The 17,067-nt window shown below is 60.2% G+C and carries 14 protein-coding genes; 8 read left to right on the top strand and 6 right to left on the bottom strand.

The window, feature by feature from the left end:
- Positions 1–21: 21 nt before the first annotated feature.
- The 4 genes from purH (at position 22) to AC1RP7_RS08485 (ending at position 6,614) form a co-directional block, all read left to right on the top strand.
- A complete protein-coding gene (purH, locus tag AC1RP7_RS08500; protein WP_102669203.1) occupies positions 22–1,629 on the top strand; it encodes a bifunctional phosphoribosylaminoimidazolecarboxamide formyltransferase/IMP cyclohydrolase in 1,608 nt (535 codons plus the stop codon).
- Positions 1,630–1,778: 149 nt separating this feature from the next.
- The gene (gene purD / locus AC1RP7_RS08495) at positions 1,779–3,074 is read left to right on the top strand and encodes a phosphoribosylamine--glycine ligase (RefSeq protein ID WP_090452915.1); all 1,296 of its coding nucleotides are present in this window, start codon (positions 1,779–1,781) and stop codon (positions 3,072–3,074) included.
- A gap of 100 nt (positions 3,075–3,174) precedes the next feature.
- Positions 3,175–5,952 (top strand): hybrid sensor histidine kinase/response regulator, encoded by a 2,778-nt coding sequence (locus tag AC1RP7_RS08490; RefSeq protein ID WP_493181604.1) that lies wholly within the window; start codon positions 3,175–3,177, stop codon positions 5,950–5,952.
- 65 nt (positions 5,953–6,017) lie between these two features.
- A complete protein-coding gene (locus AC1RP7_RS08485; RefSeq protein ID WP_057712167.1) occupies positions 6,018–6,614 on the top strand; it encodes a MarC family protein in 597 nt (198 codons plus the stop codon).
- A gap of 67 nt (positions 6,615–6,681) precedes the next feature.
- Here AC1RP7_RS08485 and AC1RP7_RS08480 read toward each other — a convergent pair whose 3' ends face one another.
- The 6 genes from AC1RP7_RS08480 to cobG form a co-directional block, all read right to left on the bottom strand.
- On the bottom strand, positions 6,682–7,410 hold the full coding sequence (locus tag AC1RP7_RS08480) for a hypothetical protein (protein WP_057712168.1): 729 nt from the start codon (positions 7,408–7,410) through the stop codon (positions 6,682–6,684).
- A gap of 55 nt (positions 7,411–7,465) precedes the next feature.
- On the bottom strand, positions 7,466–8,281 hold the full coding sequence (locus AC1RP7_RS08475; RefSeq protein WP_493181603.1) for a hypothetical protein: 816 nt from the start codon (positions 8,279–8,281) through the stop codon (positions 7,466–7,468).
- A 222-nt stretch (positions 8,282–8,503) separates the two neighbouring features.
- Positions 8,504–10,210, bottom strand: coding sequence for a precorrin-3B C(17)-methyltransferase (cobJ, locus tag AC1RP7_RS08470; protein WP_493181602.1), 1,707 nt, complete (start codon positions 10,208–10,210; stop codon positions 8,504–8,506).
- A complete protein-coding gene (locus AC1RP7_RS08465) occupies positions 10,210–10,941 on the bottom strand; it encodes a precorrin-2 C(20)-methyltransferase (RefSeq protein WP_033063580.1) in 732 nt (243 codons plus the stop codon). The genes cobJ and AC1RP7_RS08465 overlap by 1 nt, the downstream gene beginning before the upstream one ends.
- Positions 10,941–11,567, bottom strand: a complete 627-nt coding sequence (locus AC1RP7_RS08460) for a precorrin-8X methylmutase (RefSeq protein ID WP_057712171.1) — start codon at positions 11,565–11,567, stop codon at positions 10,941–10,943. Before AC1RP7_RS08460 ends, AC1RP7_RS08465 begins: the two co-directional genes overlap by 1 nt.
- A complete protein-coding gene (cobG, locus tag AC1RP7_RS08455; RefSeq protein ID WP_493181621.1) occupies positions 11,560–12,867 on the bottom strand; it encodes a precorrin-3B synthase in 1,308 nt (435 codons plus the stop codon). Before cobG ends, AC1RP7_RS08460 begins: the two co-directional genes overlap by 8 nt.
- 252 nt (positions 12,868–13,119) lie before the next feature.
- Between cobG and AC1RP7_RS08450 the strand changes: the two genes are divergently transcribed.
- The 4 genes from AC1RP7_RS08450 (at position 13,120) to AC1RP7_RS08435 (ending at position 16,937) form a co-directional block, all read left to right on the top strand.
- The gene (locus tag AC1RP7_RS08450; protein WP_492587188.1) at positions 13,120–13,779 is read left to right on the top strand and encodes a hypothetical protein; all 660 of its coding nucleotides are present in this window, start codon (positions 13,120–13,122) and stop codon (positions 13,777–13,779) included.
- Positions 13,780–13,922: 143 nt separating this feature from the next.
- Positions 13,923–15,134 (top strand): precorrin-6y C5,15-methyltransferase (decarboxylating) subunit CbiE, encoded by a 1,212-nt coding sequence (gene cbiE, locus AC1RP7_RS08445; RefSeq protein ID WP_493181601.1) that lies wholly within the window; start codon positions 13,923–13,925, stop codon positions 15,132–15,134.
- Positions 15,127–16,224, top strand: coding sequence for a cobalt-precorrin-5B (C(1))-methyltransferase (locus tag AC1RP7_RS08440; RefSeq protein ID WP_493181600.1), 1,098 nt, complete (start codon positions 15,127–15,129; stop codon positions 16,222–16,224). The genes cbiE and AC1RP7_RS08440 overlap by 8 nt, the downstream gene beginning before the upstream one ends.
- Positions 16,221–16,937, top strand: a complete 717-nt coding sequence (locus AC1RP7_RS08435) for a cobalt-precorrin-6A reductase (RefSeq protein ID WP_493181599.1) — start codon at positions 16,221–16,223, stop codon at positions 16,935–16,937. Before AC1RP7_RS08440 ends, AC1RP7_RS08435 begins: the two co-directional genes overlap by 4 nt.
- The last annotated feature ends 130 nt before the right edge of the window (positions 16,938–17,067 follow it).

Below are 17,067 nucleotides of genomic sequence, written 5' to 3'. Positions count from 1 at the left end.
TTGCTTTTGATGGAAATTGAGATGACCGACCAGACTACCCGCCTGCCGATCCGCCGCGCCTTGATCAGCGTTTCCGACAAGACCGGGATCCTCGAATTCGCCAAGGAGCTTGAAGCCCTGGGCGTCGAGATCCTCTCCACCGGCGGGACGTTCAAGCTGCTGCAGGACAACGGCGTTGCCGCAGTGGAAGTCGCGGATTACACAGGCTTCGCGGAAATGATGGACGGCCGGGTGAAGACCCTGCACCCGAAAATCCACGGCGGGATCCTCGGTCGTCGCGGTATCGACGATGCCATCATGAACGAGCACGGCATCAAGCCGATCGATCTGGTAGCGGTCAACCTGTACCCGTTCGAAGCCACCATCAACAAGCCAGGCTGCGACCTGCCGACCGCCATCGAGAACATCGATATCGGCGGCCCGACCATGGTCCGTTCCGCCGCCAAGAACCATAAAGACGTGGCCATCGTGGTCAATGCCAGCGATTACGCCAGCGTCCTGGAAAACCTCAAGGCCGGTGGCCTGACCTACGCCCAGCGTTTCGACCTGATGCTCAAGGCGTTCGAGCACACCGCCGCCTACGACGGCATGATCGCCAACTACATGGGCACCGTGAACCAGTCTGCCGACACCCTGAGCACCGAAGGTCGCAGCGAGTTCCCGCGTACCTTCAACAGCCAGTTCATCAAGGCCCAGGAAATGCGCTACGGCGAGAACCCGCACCAGAGCGCGGCGTTCTATGTTGAAGCCAAGCCTGCCGAAGTCGGCATCGCCACCGCGACCCAACTGCAAGGCAAGGAACTGTCGTACAACAACGTGGCCGACACCGACGCCGCGCTGGAATGCGTGAAGAGCTTCGTCAAGCCGGCTTGCGTGATCGTCAAGCACGCCAACCCGTGCGGCGTGGCTGTCAGCCCTGATGCCGAAGGCGGCATCCGCAAGGCCTACGACCTGGCCTACGCCACCGACACCGAATCCGCCTTCGGCGGCATCATCGCCTTCAACCGCGAACTGGACGCCGAGACTGCCAAGGCCATCGTCGAACGTCAGTTCGTCGAAGTGATCATCGCTCCGTCGGTCAGCGAAGAGGCCCGCGCCATCGTCGCTGCCAAAGCCAACGTACGCCTGCTGGCCTGCGGCGAGTGGTCGGCTGACCGCGCGGCGGCCTGGGACTACAAGCGCGTCAACGGTGGCCTGCTGGTACAAAGCCGCGACATCGGCATGATTGGCGCCGACGACCTGAAAGTGGTGACCAAGCGCGCACCGAGCGAGCAGGAAATCCATGACCTGATCTTCGCCTGGAAAGTTGCCAAGTACGTGAAGTCCAACGCCATCGTCTACGCCAAGAATCGCCAGACCATCGGTGTCGGCGCCGGCCAGATGAGCCGCGTGAACTCCGCGCGTATTGCTGCTATCAAGGCGGAACATGCCGGTTTGCAGGTAGCCGGTTCGGTGATGGCTTCCGACGCCTTCTTCCCGTTCCGCGACGGTCTGGACAATGCGGCCAAGGCGGGCGTGACTGCCGTGATCCAACCAGGCGGCTCGATGCGTGATGCTGAAGTGATTGCTGCTGCCGACGAAGCCGGTATCGCAATGGTATTTACCGGCATGCGCCACTTCCGTCACTGACAGCACAGCACTCCCCTGTAGGAGCGAGCTTGCTCGCGAAGAACGACTAGACGCCACAGTGTTTCAGACACCCCGCGTTATCGTTAACCACCATCGCGAGCAAGCTCGCTCCTACAGTTCCCAGATTTGCGTCATCCGAGGTTTTTGAAATGAATGTTTTGATCATTGGCAGCGGTGGCCGTGAACACGCCCTGGCCTGGAAAGTGGCTCAGGATCCGCGCGTGCAGAAGGTGTTCGTGGCGCCGGGCAACGCCGGTACCGCCATCGAAGCCAAGTGCGAGAACGTCGCCATCGACGTACTGGCGCTTGAGCAACTGGCAGACTTTGCCGAGAAAAACGTTTCCCTGACCATCGTTGGCCCTGAAGTGCCGCTGGTTGCCGGTGTTGTGGATCTGTTCCGCAGCCGTGGCCTGGATTGCTTCGGTCCGACCGCTGGCGCTGCGCAGCTGGAAGGCTCGAAAGCCTTCACCAAGGACTTCCTGGCTCGCCACAAGATCCCGACCGCCGATTACCAGAACTTCACCGAGATCGAGCCGGCCCTGGCTTACCTGCGTGAAAAAGGCGCTCCGATCGTGATCAAGGCCGATGGCCTGGCCGCCGGTAAAGGCGTGATCGTCGCCATGACCCTGGCCGAAGCCGAAGACGCCGTGCGCGACATGCTGGCGGGCAATGCCTTTGGCGATGCGGGTTCGCGCGTGGTCATCGAAGAGTTCCTGGACGGCGAAGAAGCCAGTTTCATCGTCATGGTCGACGGCAAGAACGTCCTGCCGATGGCCACCAGCCAGGACCACAAACGCGTCGGCGACGGCGACACCGGTCCAAACACCGGCGGCATGGGTGCTTACTCCCCGGCGCCAGTGGTCACCGCCGAAGTGCACAAGCGCGTCATGGACCTGGTGATCTGGCCGACCGTGCGCGGCATGGCCGAGGAAGGCAACGTCTACACTGGTTTCCTGTACGCCGGTCTGATGATCGACAAGGCTGGTAACCCAAAAGTCATCGAATTCAACTGCCGCTTCGGCGACCCTGAGACCCAACCGGTGATGCTGCGCCTGCAGTCGAGCCTGGTGCTGCTGGTCGAGGCTGCTCTGGCCCAGGCGCTGGACAAAGTAGAAGCGCAATGGGATCCACGCCCGAGCGTCGGCATCGTGCTTGCCGCTGGCGGCTATCCTGGTGACTACGCCAAAGGCGTGGCCATCAAGGGGCTGGATGCAGCCGCCGCACTGGAAGGCAAAGTCTTCCACGCCGGTACTGCACTCAAGGACGGTCAAGTCGTAACGGCCGGCGGTCGGGTGCTTTGCGCAACGGCCATGGGCGCCAGCGTTGACGCTGCACAGCAGCAAGCCTACAAGCTCGCGGCTTCGATTGACTGGGAAGGCTGCTTCTATCGCAAGGACATTGGCTACCGCGCCATTGCCCGCGAGCGTGGCGAAAATCAGGAATAAGGTAAACACCGCGCCAGGCAATGAACACTGTTTATTGCCTGGCTATTCCGGCGCCGCGCATCGTTATATTCTGGCATCAACCTAACGAAGGGATTTCGCCGTGCGCTGGCTCAGGATTGCCATAAGCTTGACCGTCACTTTGCTGACCTTGCTCTGCATGCTACCGGCCCAGGCCGCGCAAGGCAGTGGCTGGGCGGTATTGCTCGACGAACAGGGCGACCTGCAACTGAGCGACATCCGCTCCGCACGTTACACCAATCAATTCAGCCCTATCGAACTCGACCGCATTACCGCCGCCGAACCCGATGGCGCGTTATGGTTGCGATTCAGGCTTGCACCGGGCAAACATGAACAGTTGCTGCGCGTGTTCGCACCTGACCTGCGCCAGTTCAACATGTACGTACTGGACGGCGACAAGCTGATCGATCAATCCAGCACGGGCAACGAACACCCCCAATCCGAGCGACCATTGCCCAGCAGCGACTTCATGCTGGCCCTGCCGCAAAGCGACACCCCCCTCGACGTATACCTGCGACTGGCCTCCGACCACCAGTTACGACCCTACATCACCCTGCAGTCAGCGATCATCTCGGCCGCCAACCAGAACCAGACGCTGATTTATGGCCTGCTGTTCGGTTGCATCGCCATGCTGATCCTGCACAACCTCATCCGCTACGCCTACACCCGCTCGCACAGCGCCCTCTGGTTGGCGACGTGCGAAGGGCTGTTGATGCTCAGTCTGCTGTTGTTGCTGAATCTCGCCAGCCCCTGGCTGCCGGACTGGCATGCACTGCAAACGCCGGGGGCTTACCTGGCATTATTAATGACTGCCCCCTGCGGCCTGATGCTTGCCTATCGCTTCTTCGCCCCGCTCGGGCCGCATCCGCTGAACCGGTTGCTGCTTGGCGAGGTCGTGCTGATCACCGCCTGCAGCCTGATGCTGCTGTTCGTCAATACCTTGCCGCTGAACTTCATCACCTACGGCCTGGTAGCCCTGGCTGGCCTGACCATGCTGTTCATCAGCGCCTATCACTGGCAAAAAGGTTATCGCCCGGCTCGCCTCTTCGTGGCGGCCATGGTGGTGTTCAACCTCGGGACACTGGTCATCCTGCCTGCTCTGTTGGGGCTGACCCTGATCGAACCCCATGGCCTGATCACCACATTGCTGGCGTTCATCTGCATCAGCGGCCTGTTGATGAGCATTGCACTGAGCGAGCGCCAGCGACGCATCACCGAAGACCGCTTCAGCATCAGTCGTGACCTGGCGGCCAGCAACGCCGAGATCAACGCCAAGGCCGAGTTCCTGGCAAAAATCAGCCATGAAATCCGCACCCCGATGAACGGCGTCCTCGGCATGACCGAACTGCTGCTGGGCACACCGCTATCGGTCAAGCAACGCGACTACGTACAGACGATCCACAGCGCCGGCAACGAACTGCTGACACTGATCAACGAAATTCTCGACATTTCCAAACTCGAGTCCGGACAGATTGAACTGGACGACGTGCAGTTCGACCTCAACGCGCTGATCGAAGACTGCCTGAGCATCTTCCGCGCCAAGGCCGAGCAGCAAAACGTCGAGTTGATCAGCTTCATCCAGCCGCAAGTGCCGCGGGTGATCAGCGGTGACCCGACACGCTTGCGCCAGACGCTGTTGAGCCTGCTTGAAAACGCCCTGAAAAAAACCGATGAAGGCGAAATCCTGATCGTCGTGGCGCTCGACGAGCGCAACACCAAACCACGCCTGCGTATCGCCGTGCAGGACAGCGGCGAGCCCATGGACGCCGAAGAGCGCGACGCCCTGATGCACGCCGAACTGCACAGCCGGCATTTTCTTTCGGCCACCCAGTTGGGCGGCAACCTGGGGCTGGTGATAGCCCGCCAGCTGATCCGCTTGATGCAGGGGGAATTCGGGATCAAGAGCGGCAACAACCAGGGCAGCACCCTGTGGCTGACCCTGCCGCTGGACCCGGATCGCCTCGAACACCCGACCTCCGACCTCGACGGCCCGCTGCAAGGTGCGCGGGTATTGGTGGTGGATGACAATGACACCTGTCGCAAGGTGCTGGTGCAGCAATGCAGCGCCTGGGGCCTGAACGTCAGCGCCGCATCTTCCGGCAAGGAGGCGCTGGCCCTGCTGCGCACCAAGGCTCATTTGCGCGATTACTTCGATATAGTCTTGCTGGACCAGAACATGCCCGGCATGACCGGCATGCAACTGGCGGCCAAGATCAAGGAAGACCCGAGCCTGAACCATGACATCCTGCTGATCATGCTCACCGGCATCAGCAACGCACCGAGCAAGATCATCGCGCGCAACTCCGGGATCAAGCGCATCCTGGCCAAGCCGGTTGCCGGCTACACCCTCAAGACCACCCTGGCCGACGAACTGACCCAGCGCAACAAAGGGCTCGTCGCGACCCAGCCCGTGCCAATCGGCCCGACGCTGCCGGTCAAGGTCCCCTGCGACTTCCGCATTCTGGTGGCTGAAGACAACAGCATCTCGACCAAGGTGATCCGCGGCATGCTGAGCAAGCTCAACCTGCAACCGGATACCGCCTGCAACGGCGAAGAAGCCCTGCAGGCGATGAAAGCCCAGCGTTACGACCTGGTGCTGATGGACTGCGAAATGCCGATCCTCGACGGCTTCTCAGCCACCCAGCAATTGCGTGCCTGGGAAGTCGGCAACCAGCGGGTTCGCACCCCTGTGGTGGCGTTGACCGCCCATATCCTTGCCGAACATAAAGAGCGTGCGCGCCAGGCTGGCATGGACGGACACATGGCCAAGCCGGTGGAACTGTCGCAGTTGCGCGAACTGATCGAACACTGGGTCGCCCAGCGTGATCAGCAGAAACGCACGACGACCCCAACGTCCTGAGCCGACAGACGTCGCAACCCCTGATAGACTCCCCCTCGACTTCCCTCGCCAGTGAGCCCGGCACCATGCTCCATGTGTTGTTCAGCGTTTATCTGAAGATGCTGGTGCTCTACAGCCCATTCTTCGTGTTGTCCTGCTTCATCAGCCTGACCCGTGGTTATTCGCGCAAGGAACAGCGTCGGTTGGCCTGGAAAGTAGCGGTCGCCACCCTGGTCTCCAGCGTTCTGCTGTACTTGTTCGGCCGAGTGATTTTCAGTGTGTTCGGCATTACCGTGGACGCCTTTCGTATCGGTGCCGGCAGTGTGCTGTTCATCTCGGCGCTGGGCATGGCGCAAGGCAAATCGGCGGTACAGACCGACAATGTGCAGCAGGATGTCACCATCGTTCCATTGACCATCCCGCTGACAGTCGGCCCCGGCACCATCGGTGCCTTGCTGGTGATGGGCGTGAGCCAGCCGCACTGGGACGACAAGCTCACGGCCATTGTCGGCATTGCCCTGGCCAGTTTTACCGTGGGCGTGGTGCTGTTCTTGTCCAGCCGCATCGAACGGATTCTCGGCGACCAGGGGTTACAGATCGTCAGCCGATTAATGGGGTTGTTCGTGTGTGCACTGGCGGCACAGATCATCTTCACCGGGGTCAGGGGCTACCTGCTTCCTTAGCCCGTCATGTCTCTCACCGTTCTTGTTCTCGGTCTCCCCTTGAGCGGTGTCGGAAAACCGGCATCAATCAACGAGGAGACTGCACGGCGTGCTCGCTGACCTGGATGCACAGTGCCTGTCGTTGCGACCCTAACCACAGCACTGTGTCTTCTCTGAATGCCTTGTATTCGTCGACCGAAAACCGCGAATGAAGGAACGAAGTGCTCACACCTCCCACAACGCGACTCAAGGCAAAATCCTGCCTGATGAACTGGCGATCTATCGGCTGACCCGTTTCAAAAAACACCGAAGCCAACGTCAGGAAGCCATCAGCCTCGACAACGCCTGCCAGCACTCTCACGCGATGATGACGGTTGCCGGCGTAATGACCTGCCGTGCTCGCCGATTCAGTCTCGACAGTCATGATCGATTGCCCACGGAAAACACCGGCTGCCACCGACGTCTCCGGCAATTGCGCGACCCTGCGCAAAGCACTTGCCGTCAGCACGATCTGCTCAGCGGACAGACTTGATTGAAAGGCCGCATGGACAGCGTCCTGTATTGAGAAAACCGTAACACCTGCAACCGGGAACATTCCCGAAGTTCTCCCTTGATCGTGGAACTTCCAACCACAGGCAACCAGCGTATCCACAAATACATCGGTCCATTGAGCGTGGTTCCTGCCGCCTGGAAAGTCTTCCTCTGCCGCGAGTTGCGCAAATAAAATAGTGTCAAGGGCGTCCTGCCCGACTGCAGCCGACAACGACGTCGACAACAGTAAAACGCTGCCTGAATTTATCAATACGGAATACGCCATACGCTTTCCTTGTTTTCAAGAAGGCCAGAGACACAAAGCCTCTGGCCTTGCCCCTTCACTTGCGCCGGCTGAAACGCTTGACCAGAACTTCCTTTCGGTGAACGCCAAGATACTCTTCGATATCCGACTTGATTTCCGCATAACGGACGGGATTGAAAGTAATGAACGACTTTCCGTGAAAAATATCCAGAGAGGACGTCTTCCAATCAACAAACAGCAAACCGCCGTCCTTCCCCCCACCCTGATGATCAACCGCGCCTATCGCAATCAGGATAATTCCGTTTGCCATTTGTTCGCAGGGAATAGTGGACAAGCGCACGCCTTCGGCATTCTTCGACTCAAGATTCAACAGGTTGATCGCCTCAGGCTCTTTCTTCAATGCATCCAATGTAGAGCTGGTCACTGCACTGAGCACGGAGGCCCCTGGAATTGCAGCCTTTGCGGCTTCGACGGCCGCCTGAATAATATCGACCATGACATTATCCATCGTTACCTTAAGCGAAGTGGCGCTGTATTTTGAATAGCCTTTATCCGGCACGAAACATCCAAGTTCCTCCATGCACTTTGTAAACGCATGGTACCAAGCCTTGGGATCCTTACTATCAGAAACCTCGTAAGTTGCTTCCATCTTCGACATGGTGATCAAGTTTTCAATAATCGCCATGTTCTCGAGACTTATTTTGTCTCCGTACCCGACTAGACTGTTGCCAAGTACCACCGCGTTGAGCTCCTTTGTAGGGCTCGATGCAATCGACAAAGCCAAGGACCTTACACGCGGCCTGCCAGCCAAGGAAACTTTACGCTTCTGAATGCACTTTCTTACAAAGTCAACGCGTTGCGAAACACTTACCGCACTCTCAAAATTATCCACAAACAATACTCCTTTATATATTAATAAGCGCCCCATCCGGGAGCGCCCTGAATCTAACCTGCCCTATCCAGACTATCAACAGCGACTAAATACAACATATGTACCTCAATCAATATTTACTAAGAGCACATACAACTCATACAGATAAAGCACGCAAGACAACCGGACCGTCATTAACCTATGACGATCCGGTTTTATCCAATAAATAAAAAATACTTACTGTTATAGGGGGGTGAGCTTATCGCCATAGCTGCGCGGCGTGTACACCCACGTACTGCCATCGAGGCGAGGAATCACGCGCGTTGTCGAAGAGCCGATGAGTACCATGGTCCGCATGTCCACCTGATCGACACTCAGTTGACCGAGTGTTGTCACCCGCAAGGTCTGACCCGGACGGCCGATGTCCCGCCCTAACACAACCGGAGTGGCCGGTTCACGATGCTGGCCAACAATCTCCAGCGCCCGCCCTAATTGCCACGGCCGCGAACGTGAGATCGGGTTGTAAAAGGCCAGAGCGAGATCGGCTTGAGCGGCCAGATCCAGGCGTTTTTCAATGATCGACCAAGGCTTGAGGTTGTCCGACAGCGACAGCACACAGAAGTCATGCCCCAAGGGCGCACCGGCCTGGGCAGCCGTTGCCAACGAAGCAGAGACACCCGGCAAAATCTCAAGATCGACGTTGTGCCAGATGGCATCGCTAGACTCGTGAAGCGCCTCAAGCACAGCGGCTGCCATGGCGAAGACACCCGGATCGCCAGACGACACCACCACCACCGACCGACCTTGGGCAGCCAGTTCAAAGGCGTGACGGGCGCGCTGCATTTCTTCACGGTTATCGGTGCAGTGCAGGATCTGATCAGCCCGGAACGGCCCGGCCATGCGCACGTAGGTCTCGTAGCCGAGAACATCGTTGGCACGAGCCAGTTCCGCCTTCACCGCCGGCACCATCAATTCGGCAGCGCCCGGCCCGAGACCAATCACCGCCAGGCGCCCGCGAGGGCGGCCGATCTGCAAGGGGTCCAGCGGCTGCTCGGCGACCGCAATGGCAATAGTGTCATCACCAACGATGGAGACAGGCTGCGCTATGGCATGCCGCAGCAGTTCACTGGCCGCACCTGCAGCACTGACAAAACGCAATGGCACACCCAGCTCAAGCGCAACTTCGCGCAGCGCGGAGCTGGCCATTTCGGTGTCGGCGGCCAACAGGCAAGCCATCGATTGCACGGCGATTCCGGCCTGATGCAAAGCCTCGCGAATGGTCCCCGACACATTGCTCGACTCGCCCGTGACGGCAACCAGCACGTTGCGTGGATAGATCAGCAATTCGTTGGCGGCTGGCTCGCGCTCGGTATGGCCGACGTGAACGGTCAGCCGCGCCTGCTCATTCTCAGGCAACTGCACGTGTGCCAGCCACGGAGCCTCACCCTCAATGCGCACCGTTTCGCCGGCGAGCAAATCGGAAACGAAACGCTTGCCCAACTCCAGATCACCAAGGGCATAGCCACTGGGCGGGTTGAGCAGGCACGTGCCGAAACGCAACTCGCCGCTGGTGGTGATCGCCGCCGCGACTTCCAGCGCGGCGGCAATCTCCCGCGCCATCACATTTACCCCACCAAGACCACCCAACAGTGGAACCACGGCGCTACCGTCTTCGGCTACCGCCAATACCGGTGGTTCGGCGCCTTTTTCCAGCAACAAGGGCGCCAGCGTGCGGATCACGATCCCGGCCGCGCACAGAGCAATGATCGGCGTGCCCTGTTGATAGAGTTCGCGCAGGGTCGCACCGAACTCGTGATAGGCCCGATCCGCACCTTCGACCCGTTCGGCCAAGCCATGGATCAGGGCGCCGGGATACACCTGCTGAATACTACGCGCGGTGGCGAGGCTGCCATTGCCAAGAATGACAATCGCCGGAACTGGACGGGTCATCAGCCTTGCCACCTTTCACCAGGAACGATGATCAACGAGAAGTACGGCGAGGACATCGGCTCGACCTGATCCAGCGGCACGATCTTCTGATTGGCCATGGTCGCGCGCTCGACGTACAACGCGCGCTCGGCCAAGCCGAGTTCTTCCAGCACTTGGCGAACCTTGGGAAAGTTGCGCCCAAGCTTCATGATCACCGCCGCATCGGCATCGGCCAGGCGACGCTTGAGTTCGTCGTGCGGCAACACACCGGACAACACCGACAGACTCTGATTGCGATACACCAGCGGCGCACCGAGCACCGAGGCCCCGCCGAGCATCGAGCACACACCGGGCACGACTTCGGCCTGATAACGCTCGGCGAGCCGGTCGTGCAGGTACATGTAGGAGCCGTAGAAGAACGGATCGCCCTCGCAGATCACCGCCACGTCGCGACCGGCATCGAGATGCGTCGCCAATTCGTCGGCTGCGTCATCGTAGAAGTCGCTGATCACTTGCTCGTAGGACAACGGTGCCGGCAAGGCTTCGGTGGTCACCGGGTACACCAGCGGCAACAAATTCTGCGCTTCCTGCAGATGCGCCTCGATGATACCGAAGGCGTTGCCTTTCTTGCCCTTGGCCACGAAGTACGCCACCACTGGGGATTCGCGCAGCAAGCGCAGGGCCTTGACGGTAATCAGTTCCGGATCACCGGGACCGACGCCGAGGCCGATCAAACGTCCAGGTTGCTGCATCATTCGATCTCCGTGGCGAGGGCATTGACGGCGGCGGCGGCCATGGCGCTACCGCCCAGGCGACCCTGCATGATGACAAAAGGCACTCCACGGCTGTCAGCCGCCAGCGCGGCCTTGGATTCGGCGGCGCCGACGAAGCCCACCGGAAAACCGAGGATCAGCGCCGGTTTTGGCGCACCGGCGTCAAGCATTTCCAGCAAGTAAAACAGTGCCGTCGGAGCGTTGCCGATGACCACCACGCTGCCTTCCAGATGCGGGCGCCACAGTTCCAGCGCAGCGGCTGAGCGGGTGTTACCCAAATCACGAGCCAGTTCCGGAACACTCTCGTCGCGCAAGGTGCAGATCACCGGATTGTTCGCCGGCAACCGCGCACGGGTCACGCCTTCGGAGACCATCCGCGCATCGCACAAAATCGGCGCGCCGGCCGCCAGCGCATCACGCCCGGCCTTGCCCGCACCTTCGGAAAACTGCAGGCCGTCGATGGCCTCGACCATGCCGCAGGCGTGAATGACACGGACCGCGAGTTTCTCCAGATCGTCCGGGATTCGGTCGAGGTTGGCCTCGGCGCGAATGATCGCGAAGGAGTTGCGATAGATCTCCTGACCGTCGCGGATGTAATCAAGCATCAAGGGGGCTCCGTGAGCGGGCGTCGAGCAGGGTCGCGACCGCTTCAATAGTAAGGTTGCGTGCGTGCAGCGCGCCGAAACCCGGCAGCGCTGCATCGCGAAAATAGAGGTCGTAGTGACCGTGGGCGACGGCCAGTAATGTGACGGGCGCCGTATGCGCGGCGGCGCAGGAGCGCGCGCACCCGCTCAAATGGACACTCGGCGTTTGTCCGTGACGTTGCAGCAATGTCGCCAGTTGCAAGGCATCACCCTTGGTCTCGGCCAGGCTTTTACCGCAGCCGTTTGAGCCGGTGCAGGCAATCAACCGGGACAATGGCAGATCGGCTTCGCACTGCAAGCCCAGACATTGCAATTGCCGAATGACCTCAGCGGCGTTTTCCGTGCGGACATTGGGCAACAGCAGGCTTTGCCAAGGCGTGAAGCGCAGACTGGAATCACCGAACTCCCGCGCCAGTTGTGCCACACCCCGCAGCATCGCCGGATCGAGTCGCCCCAGCGGCGGGACGGCTCCCACATAGACAACACCGGACTCGGCCTGGGGATGGGCACCCATGTGCAAATCACTGGAGCCCGAAACCCGTTGCCAACCGATAACGGCCTGCAGCGGCACTCGCTCAGCCAGTCGAAGCACAATGCCCCCGATCGGGTACTCGGCCAGCAAATGGCGCATTCGCGTCTGCTCGGGGCGCGCCAGTTCAAGGAACAACTCAAGGACCGCGACTACCAGCGCGTGCCCGTCAGCCAGTGCAACCGAACCGGCGGGGCTGTCCGTCGGACATCCCGCCAGACCGAACGCCAGTCGTCGCTCGCCGTCTTGTTCAAACGCCGAGAGCCACAGGTCATGGGGATGCTCGAGCATCGTCAGGTCTTCACCGCCATCAAGCTGCACGGCGAACTTGGCACTGAGGTCGTGGAACGCTTCCTGGTTTTGCAGTGTGGCGAGGATCTGCCCGGCCAGCGGGCGGGTGTCGAACAGCATGCGCCGATCGATCCCGGCGCCGGGGCTGAGCATCAGGTTGCGCACATCGTCGCCAGCCGCCGTACGCGGCCCCAGATCGGCGGCCAGCAGGCTGTCGATCAACGCCGCTTGCTCGTTGCCAATGCCGCGGATCTGCAGGTTGGCCCGGTTGGTCGCCTCGATCGCTCCGCTGGCATATCGCTCGGCGGCATCGGCCACAGCGATTGCCTGGTGCGCACGGATGGCGCCACCGTCGAGTTTGATCCGGCAAATACCACCGTCCAATGCCTGGACGACACGCAACAACCCGGGACAGGCGGAAGGGCGCAAGCGGTTGGGTATCTGACGTGACTTCACAGGACGACCGGTACAAGACGAAGGACAGCATTATGCCTGCTTTGGGCGGTCTGATGAAAAGCCCAAGCGGCTTGACGACGAAATACTCTCGATCCAGACATAAAGTTGCTTCGCTTGCAAACAGCAAGAATCAACTTCACCCATCAATCTTATTCAAACCACACGGCCACTCTTGTACTTTTACCCAACATACAAAACAAACAACACCGGAACATAGATATATTCAAGGAGTAGTACATGAACACGGAAACACCGGCTGGAGCATTGACCGCCCACAATCTCATTTCATGCATCGAGCAACTTTCGCTGCAAGATTACGATGACTTCACTCATTGCACTCAGATAGCCACCCAGTCCGCCGACATGGTCAGCAGTCGCTTTGCCAACTCGACAAAGTGGCTGCATGAATACGTCACAACGTTGAATTTTCTTGGCTGGTCCGTCTTTCAGGATGCGATCTTTACCCGCACTCAACACACCCTCTCGAAAAGCATTGCGGAGTTTCTGGTCCAAAGCGCTCAAGCCATGCCGGACATCCGACAAGGGAACGCCATGATTGACACGCTCGACGCGCTGAAAACCGACGAGCCCGCGCTGTATTCGCTGGATCAACAAAGTCTCTTGGGAGAGCGGTTTCAGGTAATACCTGCACGCTATGATTCAAAGGGTTTTCTTGAGATCGCAGTTTTTAATCTCGAATTGGTGACATCTACAAAAAGGAGCAATTTTCTATTTTTTCACATGGAAGAACAGACGACAAAGATCATTCAGCACCGAGCCACTCTGAAACTTGATAAAAGCGTACTCGAAAGCAAAAGAGCGCTCATAGACCGCAAACGGAGCGAAATCAGGATGAAGAGATTCGACCTGCAAAAGGTACCAACAATACATCCGTAATAGTGCGCTATCACCGTCAATGACGCTTTCTCCCGCTGACAACCGGCGAACTCAATCCACACCGCGCTATGATGCACCACCGCACAGGTCGACACAGACCGGCAGCGCGATGATTTGGCTTCGATTGATAGATGAGGAACAGCATGACCCCCTGGCTGACAGTGGTAGGCATTGGAGAAGAAGGCTTCAAGGGGCTTGGCAAAAATGCCCGACACGCTCTGCTGAACGCTACGCGGATCATTGGCGGTCAACGGCAACTGGACTTGTTGCCAGCCTGCATCTGCGGTGTACGGCAATTGTGGCCCAGTCCCTTCGCCCTTGAACCGGTTTTGGCGAAACAGGGAGAACCCGTTTGCGTCCTGGCCAGCGGTGATCCAATGTTTTTCGGGGTGGGAGCCAGTCTCTCCCGACATTTATCCAGCGATGAAATGCTTATTCTGCCCGCTCCCTCTTCTTGCTCGCTTGCCGCGGCGCGAATGGGTTGGCCCTTACAGGAAGTGGTCACGTTGTCAGTGGTTGCCCGCCCCGTCGCCGCACTCAACGCGCAATTGTCCAGTGGCGTGCGCTTGCTGGTGTTGAGTAACGACGGCCGCAGCCCCGCCGCCATCGCCGCACTGCTGCGTGAACGTGGTTTCGGCCCGAGCCGGATAACGGTGCTCGAGCATTTGGGCGGTGAAACCGAGCGACGTGTCGACGGCATCGCCAATGAATGGACCGATCCTGTGATCGCCGACCTGAACCTGATCGCTATCGAGTGTATCGCCGAGCCGAACACGCTACGCCTGTCGCGACTGGCCGGCCTGCCGGACTCCGCCTTCAGGCACGACGGCCAACTGACCAAGCGCGATGTGCGCGCCATCACCCTCGCGCGCCTGGCCCCGACCCCCGGCGAACTGTTGTGGGATGTCGGCGCCGGCAGTGGCTCGATCGGCATCGAATGGATGCGCGCCCACCCCGGTTGCCGCGCACTGGCCATCGAGGCAGATGCGGGCCGACAAGCGTTGATCGAACACAACCGCGATGCCCTCGGCGTTCCCGGCCTGCAACTGGTTCGCGGCAGCGCGCCGCAGGCACTGACCGGGCTGGAGCGGCCGGATGCGATTTTCATCGGCGGCGGTGTCACCCGCGAAGGCGTGCTCGATACCTGCTGGGCCGAACTCAAACCCGGTGGCCGGCTGATTGCCAACGCAGTCACACTGCAAAGTGAAATGACCCTGATGGCCTGGCGCGAGCAACACGGCGGGGAGCTGACGCGAATTCATATCGCCCAGGCCCAACCGCTGGGCGACTTCGACACCTGGCGCCAGGCCTTGCCGATTACCTTGCTGGACGTGACGAAGCCCTTCGATGCGTGACGAAACCGCCGAACACCCCGCCCCTCTGCGCAGCGGCCTGACCACCGGCAGTTGCGCCACGGCCACCAGCCTCGCCGCCGCGCGTCTGCTGCTGGCTGGCACATCCGCCGATGCGGTGGAAATCGTGTTGCCCAAGGGCAAACAGGTGCAGATGCGCCTGGAGTTCTGCCGCCTCACCGAGGACGGCGCCGAATCGGGAACCCTCAAGGACGCCGGTGACGATCCGGACGTGACCCACGGTGCCCTGCTCTACTCCCAGGTGCGCCTGAGCAGCGAACCGGGGACGCGCTTCAAGGCCGGTCGCGGTGTCGGCACCGTGACCCGGCCCGGGCTGGTGCTGGGAGTCGGCGAGCCCGCGATCAACCCGGTGCCGCGCAAAATGATCAGCGAACACCTGGCCCGACTGGCTGACGAGCTCGACTACATCGGCGGTTTCGAGGTCACGGTCAATGTCGAGAATGGCGAGGCACTGGCACTGAAAACCATGAATCCACGCCTGGGCATTCTTGGCGGTCTGTCGATCCTCGGCACCAGTGGTATCGTCCGACCGTTTTCCTGTGCGGCCTACATCGCCTCGATCCACCAGGGTATCGACGTGGCGAAAACCAACGGTTACCTGCACATCGCCGCCTGCACTGGCAACGCCAGCGAAGACACCATGCGCCGGGTCTACAACCTGCCGGAAATCGCCCTGATCGAAATGGGCGACTTCGTTGGCGCCGTGCTCAAGCACCTGCGCAAAGTACCTGTGGATAAACTCAGCCTGTGCGGTGGTTTCGGCAAGATCAGCAAACTGGCGGCCGGGCACATGGATTTGCACAGTCGTCATTCGAGCATTGACCTGCCGCAACTGGCGTTATGGGCGGCGCAGGTCGGCGCCGATGCGGCGTTGCAGCAGAGCATCCGCGAGGCCAACACCAGCCAGCAGGCACTGGCCATGGCCGCCGCAGCCGGGGTCGCCCTGGGCGATGCCGTCTGTCAGCACGCCCTGGATTTTGCCCGCAGCGTGGTGCCGGCGCAGGTTCAGGTGGAAGTCTTCGCCATCGATCGCCAGGGCGGGATCGTTGGCCATGCGGGAGCCTTTCAATGAAGCGCATCCTGTTGCTCGGCGGCGTGACCGAAGCCATGGCCATTGCCCGCACGCTGGGACCGCAGCATATCTACAGCCTGGCCGGTGTCGGTCGGATTCCGACGGATCTGCAATGCCAGGTGCGCGTCGGCGGCTACGGTGGTGCCGAGGGTCTGGCGCAATTTATTCGCGATGAAGGCATCGATCTGCTGCTCGACGCCACTCACCCCTACGCCGCCCGGATCAGCCAGAACTCCGCGACCGCCGCGCGCTTGAGCGGCATTCCCTGCTGGGCGCTACGGCGTCCGGCCTGGCAAGCCCAAGCGGGTGATGACTGGCGGGAAGTCAGCGATTGGGCAGGACTGATCGACGCCCTGAAGCCCTTCCGTCGACCGCTGTTCACCCTCGGTCGCGAGCCCCTGCAACACCTGGACGAAATTCCAGCGGAACAATTCTGGACCCTGCGCGCACTGGATGTGTATCCGGGCAACGAGCGCTGCGAAGTGATTGGCGCACGTGGGCCCTTCCTGATCGACGATGAACGCGAGTTGTTCGAACGGCGAAACATCGACGTGCTGATCAGCAAGAACAGCGGCAGCACAGCGACCGAACCGAAACTGGAAGTGGCGCGTGAGCGGGGGGTGCCGGTGATTGTCTTGAAGCGGCCGGTGTTGCCCGACGTGGATCGTGAATTCCTCTCGGTGGCGGATATGCTGGATGTCCTATCGATGTAGGACTGTTCCTGAGAGTTGCTAAATCCAGCGATTGCGCTGGCAATAAACTCAGACGCAGCTGGCTATCTACTCTACGACCGCATTCCTATAGTTCGCCTCCTCCTGAACCGATCAAGCGCACCCGACATCC

This window comes from Pseudomonas sp. GW822-FHT01E03 (genome assembly GCF_058802985.1).
This window is presented reverse-complemented; position numbering and strand designations above follow the sequence as displayed.

Bases quoted from the DNA above. Each gene is read 5' to 3' on its own strand.
- AC1RP7_RS08435 (WP_493181599.1), top strand. From the start codon at position 16,221: ATGAAGCGCATCCTGTTGCTCGGCGGCGTGACCGAAGCCATGGCCATT.
- AC1RP7_RS08465 (WP_033063580.1), bottom strand. From the start codon at position 10,941: ATGCAGCAACCTGGACGTTTGATCGGCCTCGGCGTCGGTCCCGGTGAT.
- AC1RP7_RS08460 (WP_057712171.1), bottom strand. From the start codon at position 11,567: ATGCTTGATTACATCCGCGACGGTCAGGAGATCTATCGCAACTCCTTC.
- purD (WP_090452915.1), top strand. From the start codon at position 1,779: ATGAATGTTTTGATCATTGGCAGCGGTGGCCGTGAACACGCCCTGGCC.
- AC1RP7_RS08450 (WP_492587188.1), top strand. From the start codon at position 13,120: ATGAACACGGAAACACCGGCTGGAGCATTGACCGCCCACAATCTCATT.
- cobJ (WP_493181602.1), bottom strand. From the start codon at position 10,210: ATGACCCGTCCAGTTCCGGCGATTGTCATTCTTGGCAATGGCAGCCTC.
- AC1RP7_RS08480 (WP_057712168.1), bottom strand. From the start codon at position 7,410: ATGGCGTATTCCGTATTGATAAATTCAGGCAGCGTTTTACTGTTGTCG.
- AC1RP7_RS08485 (WP_057712167.1), top strand. From the start codon at position 6,018: ATGCTCCATGTGTTGTTCAGCGTTTATCTGAAGATGCTGGTGCTCTAC.
- cbiE (WP_493181601.1), top strand. From the start codon at position 13,923: ATGACCCCCTGGCTGACAGTGGTAGGCATTGGAGAAGAAGGCTTCAAG.
- purH (WP_102669203.1), top strand. From the start codon at position 22: ATGACCGACCAGACTACCCGCCTGCCGATCCGCCGCGCCTTGATCAGC.
- AC1RP7_RS08440 (WP_493181600.1), top strand. From the start codon at position 15,127: ATGCGTGACGAAACCGCCGAACACCCCGCCCCTCTGCGCAGCGGCCTG.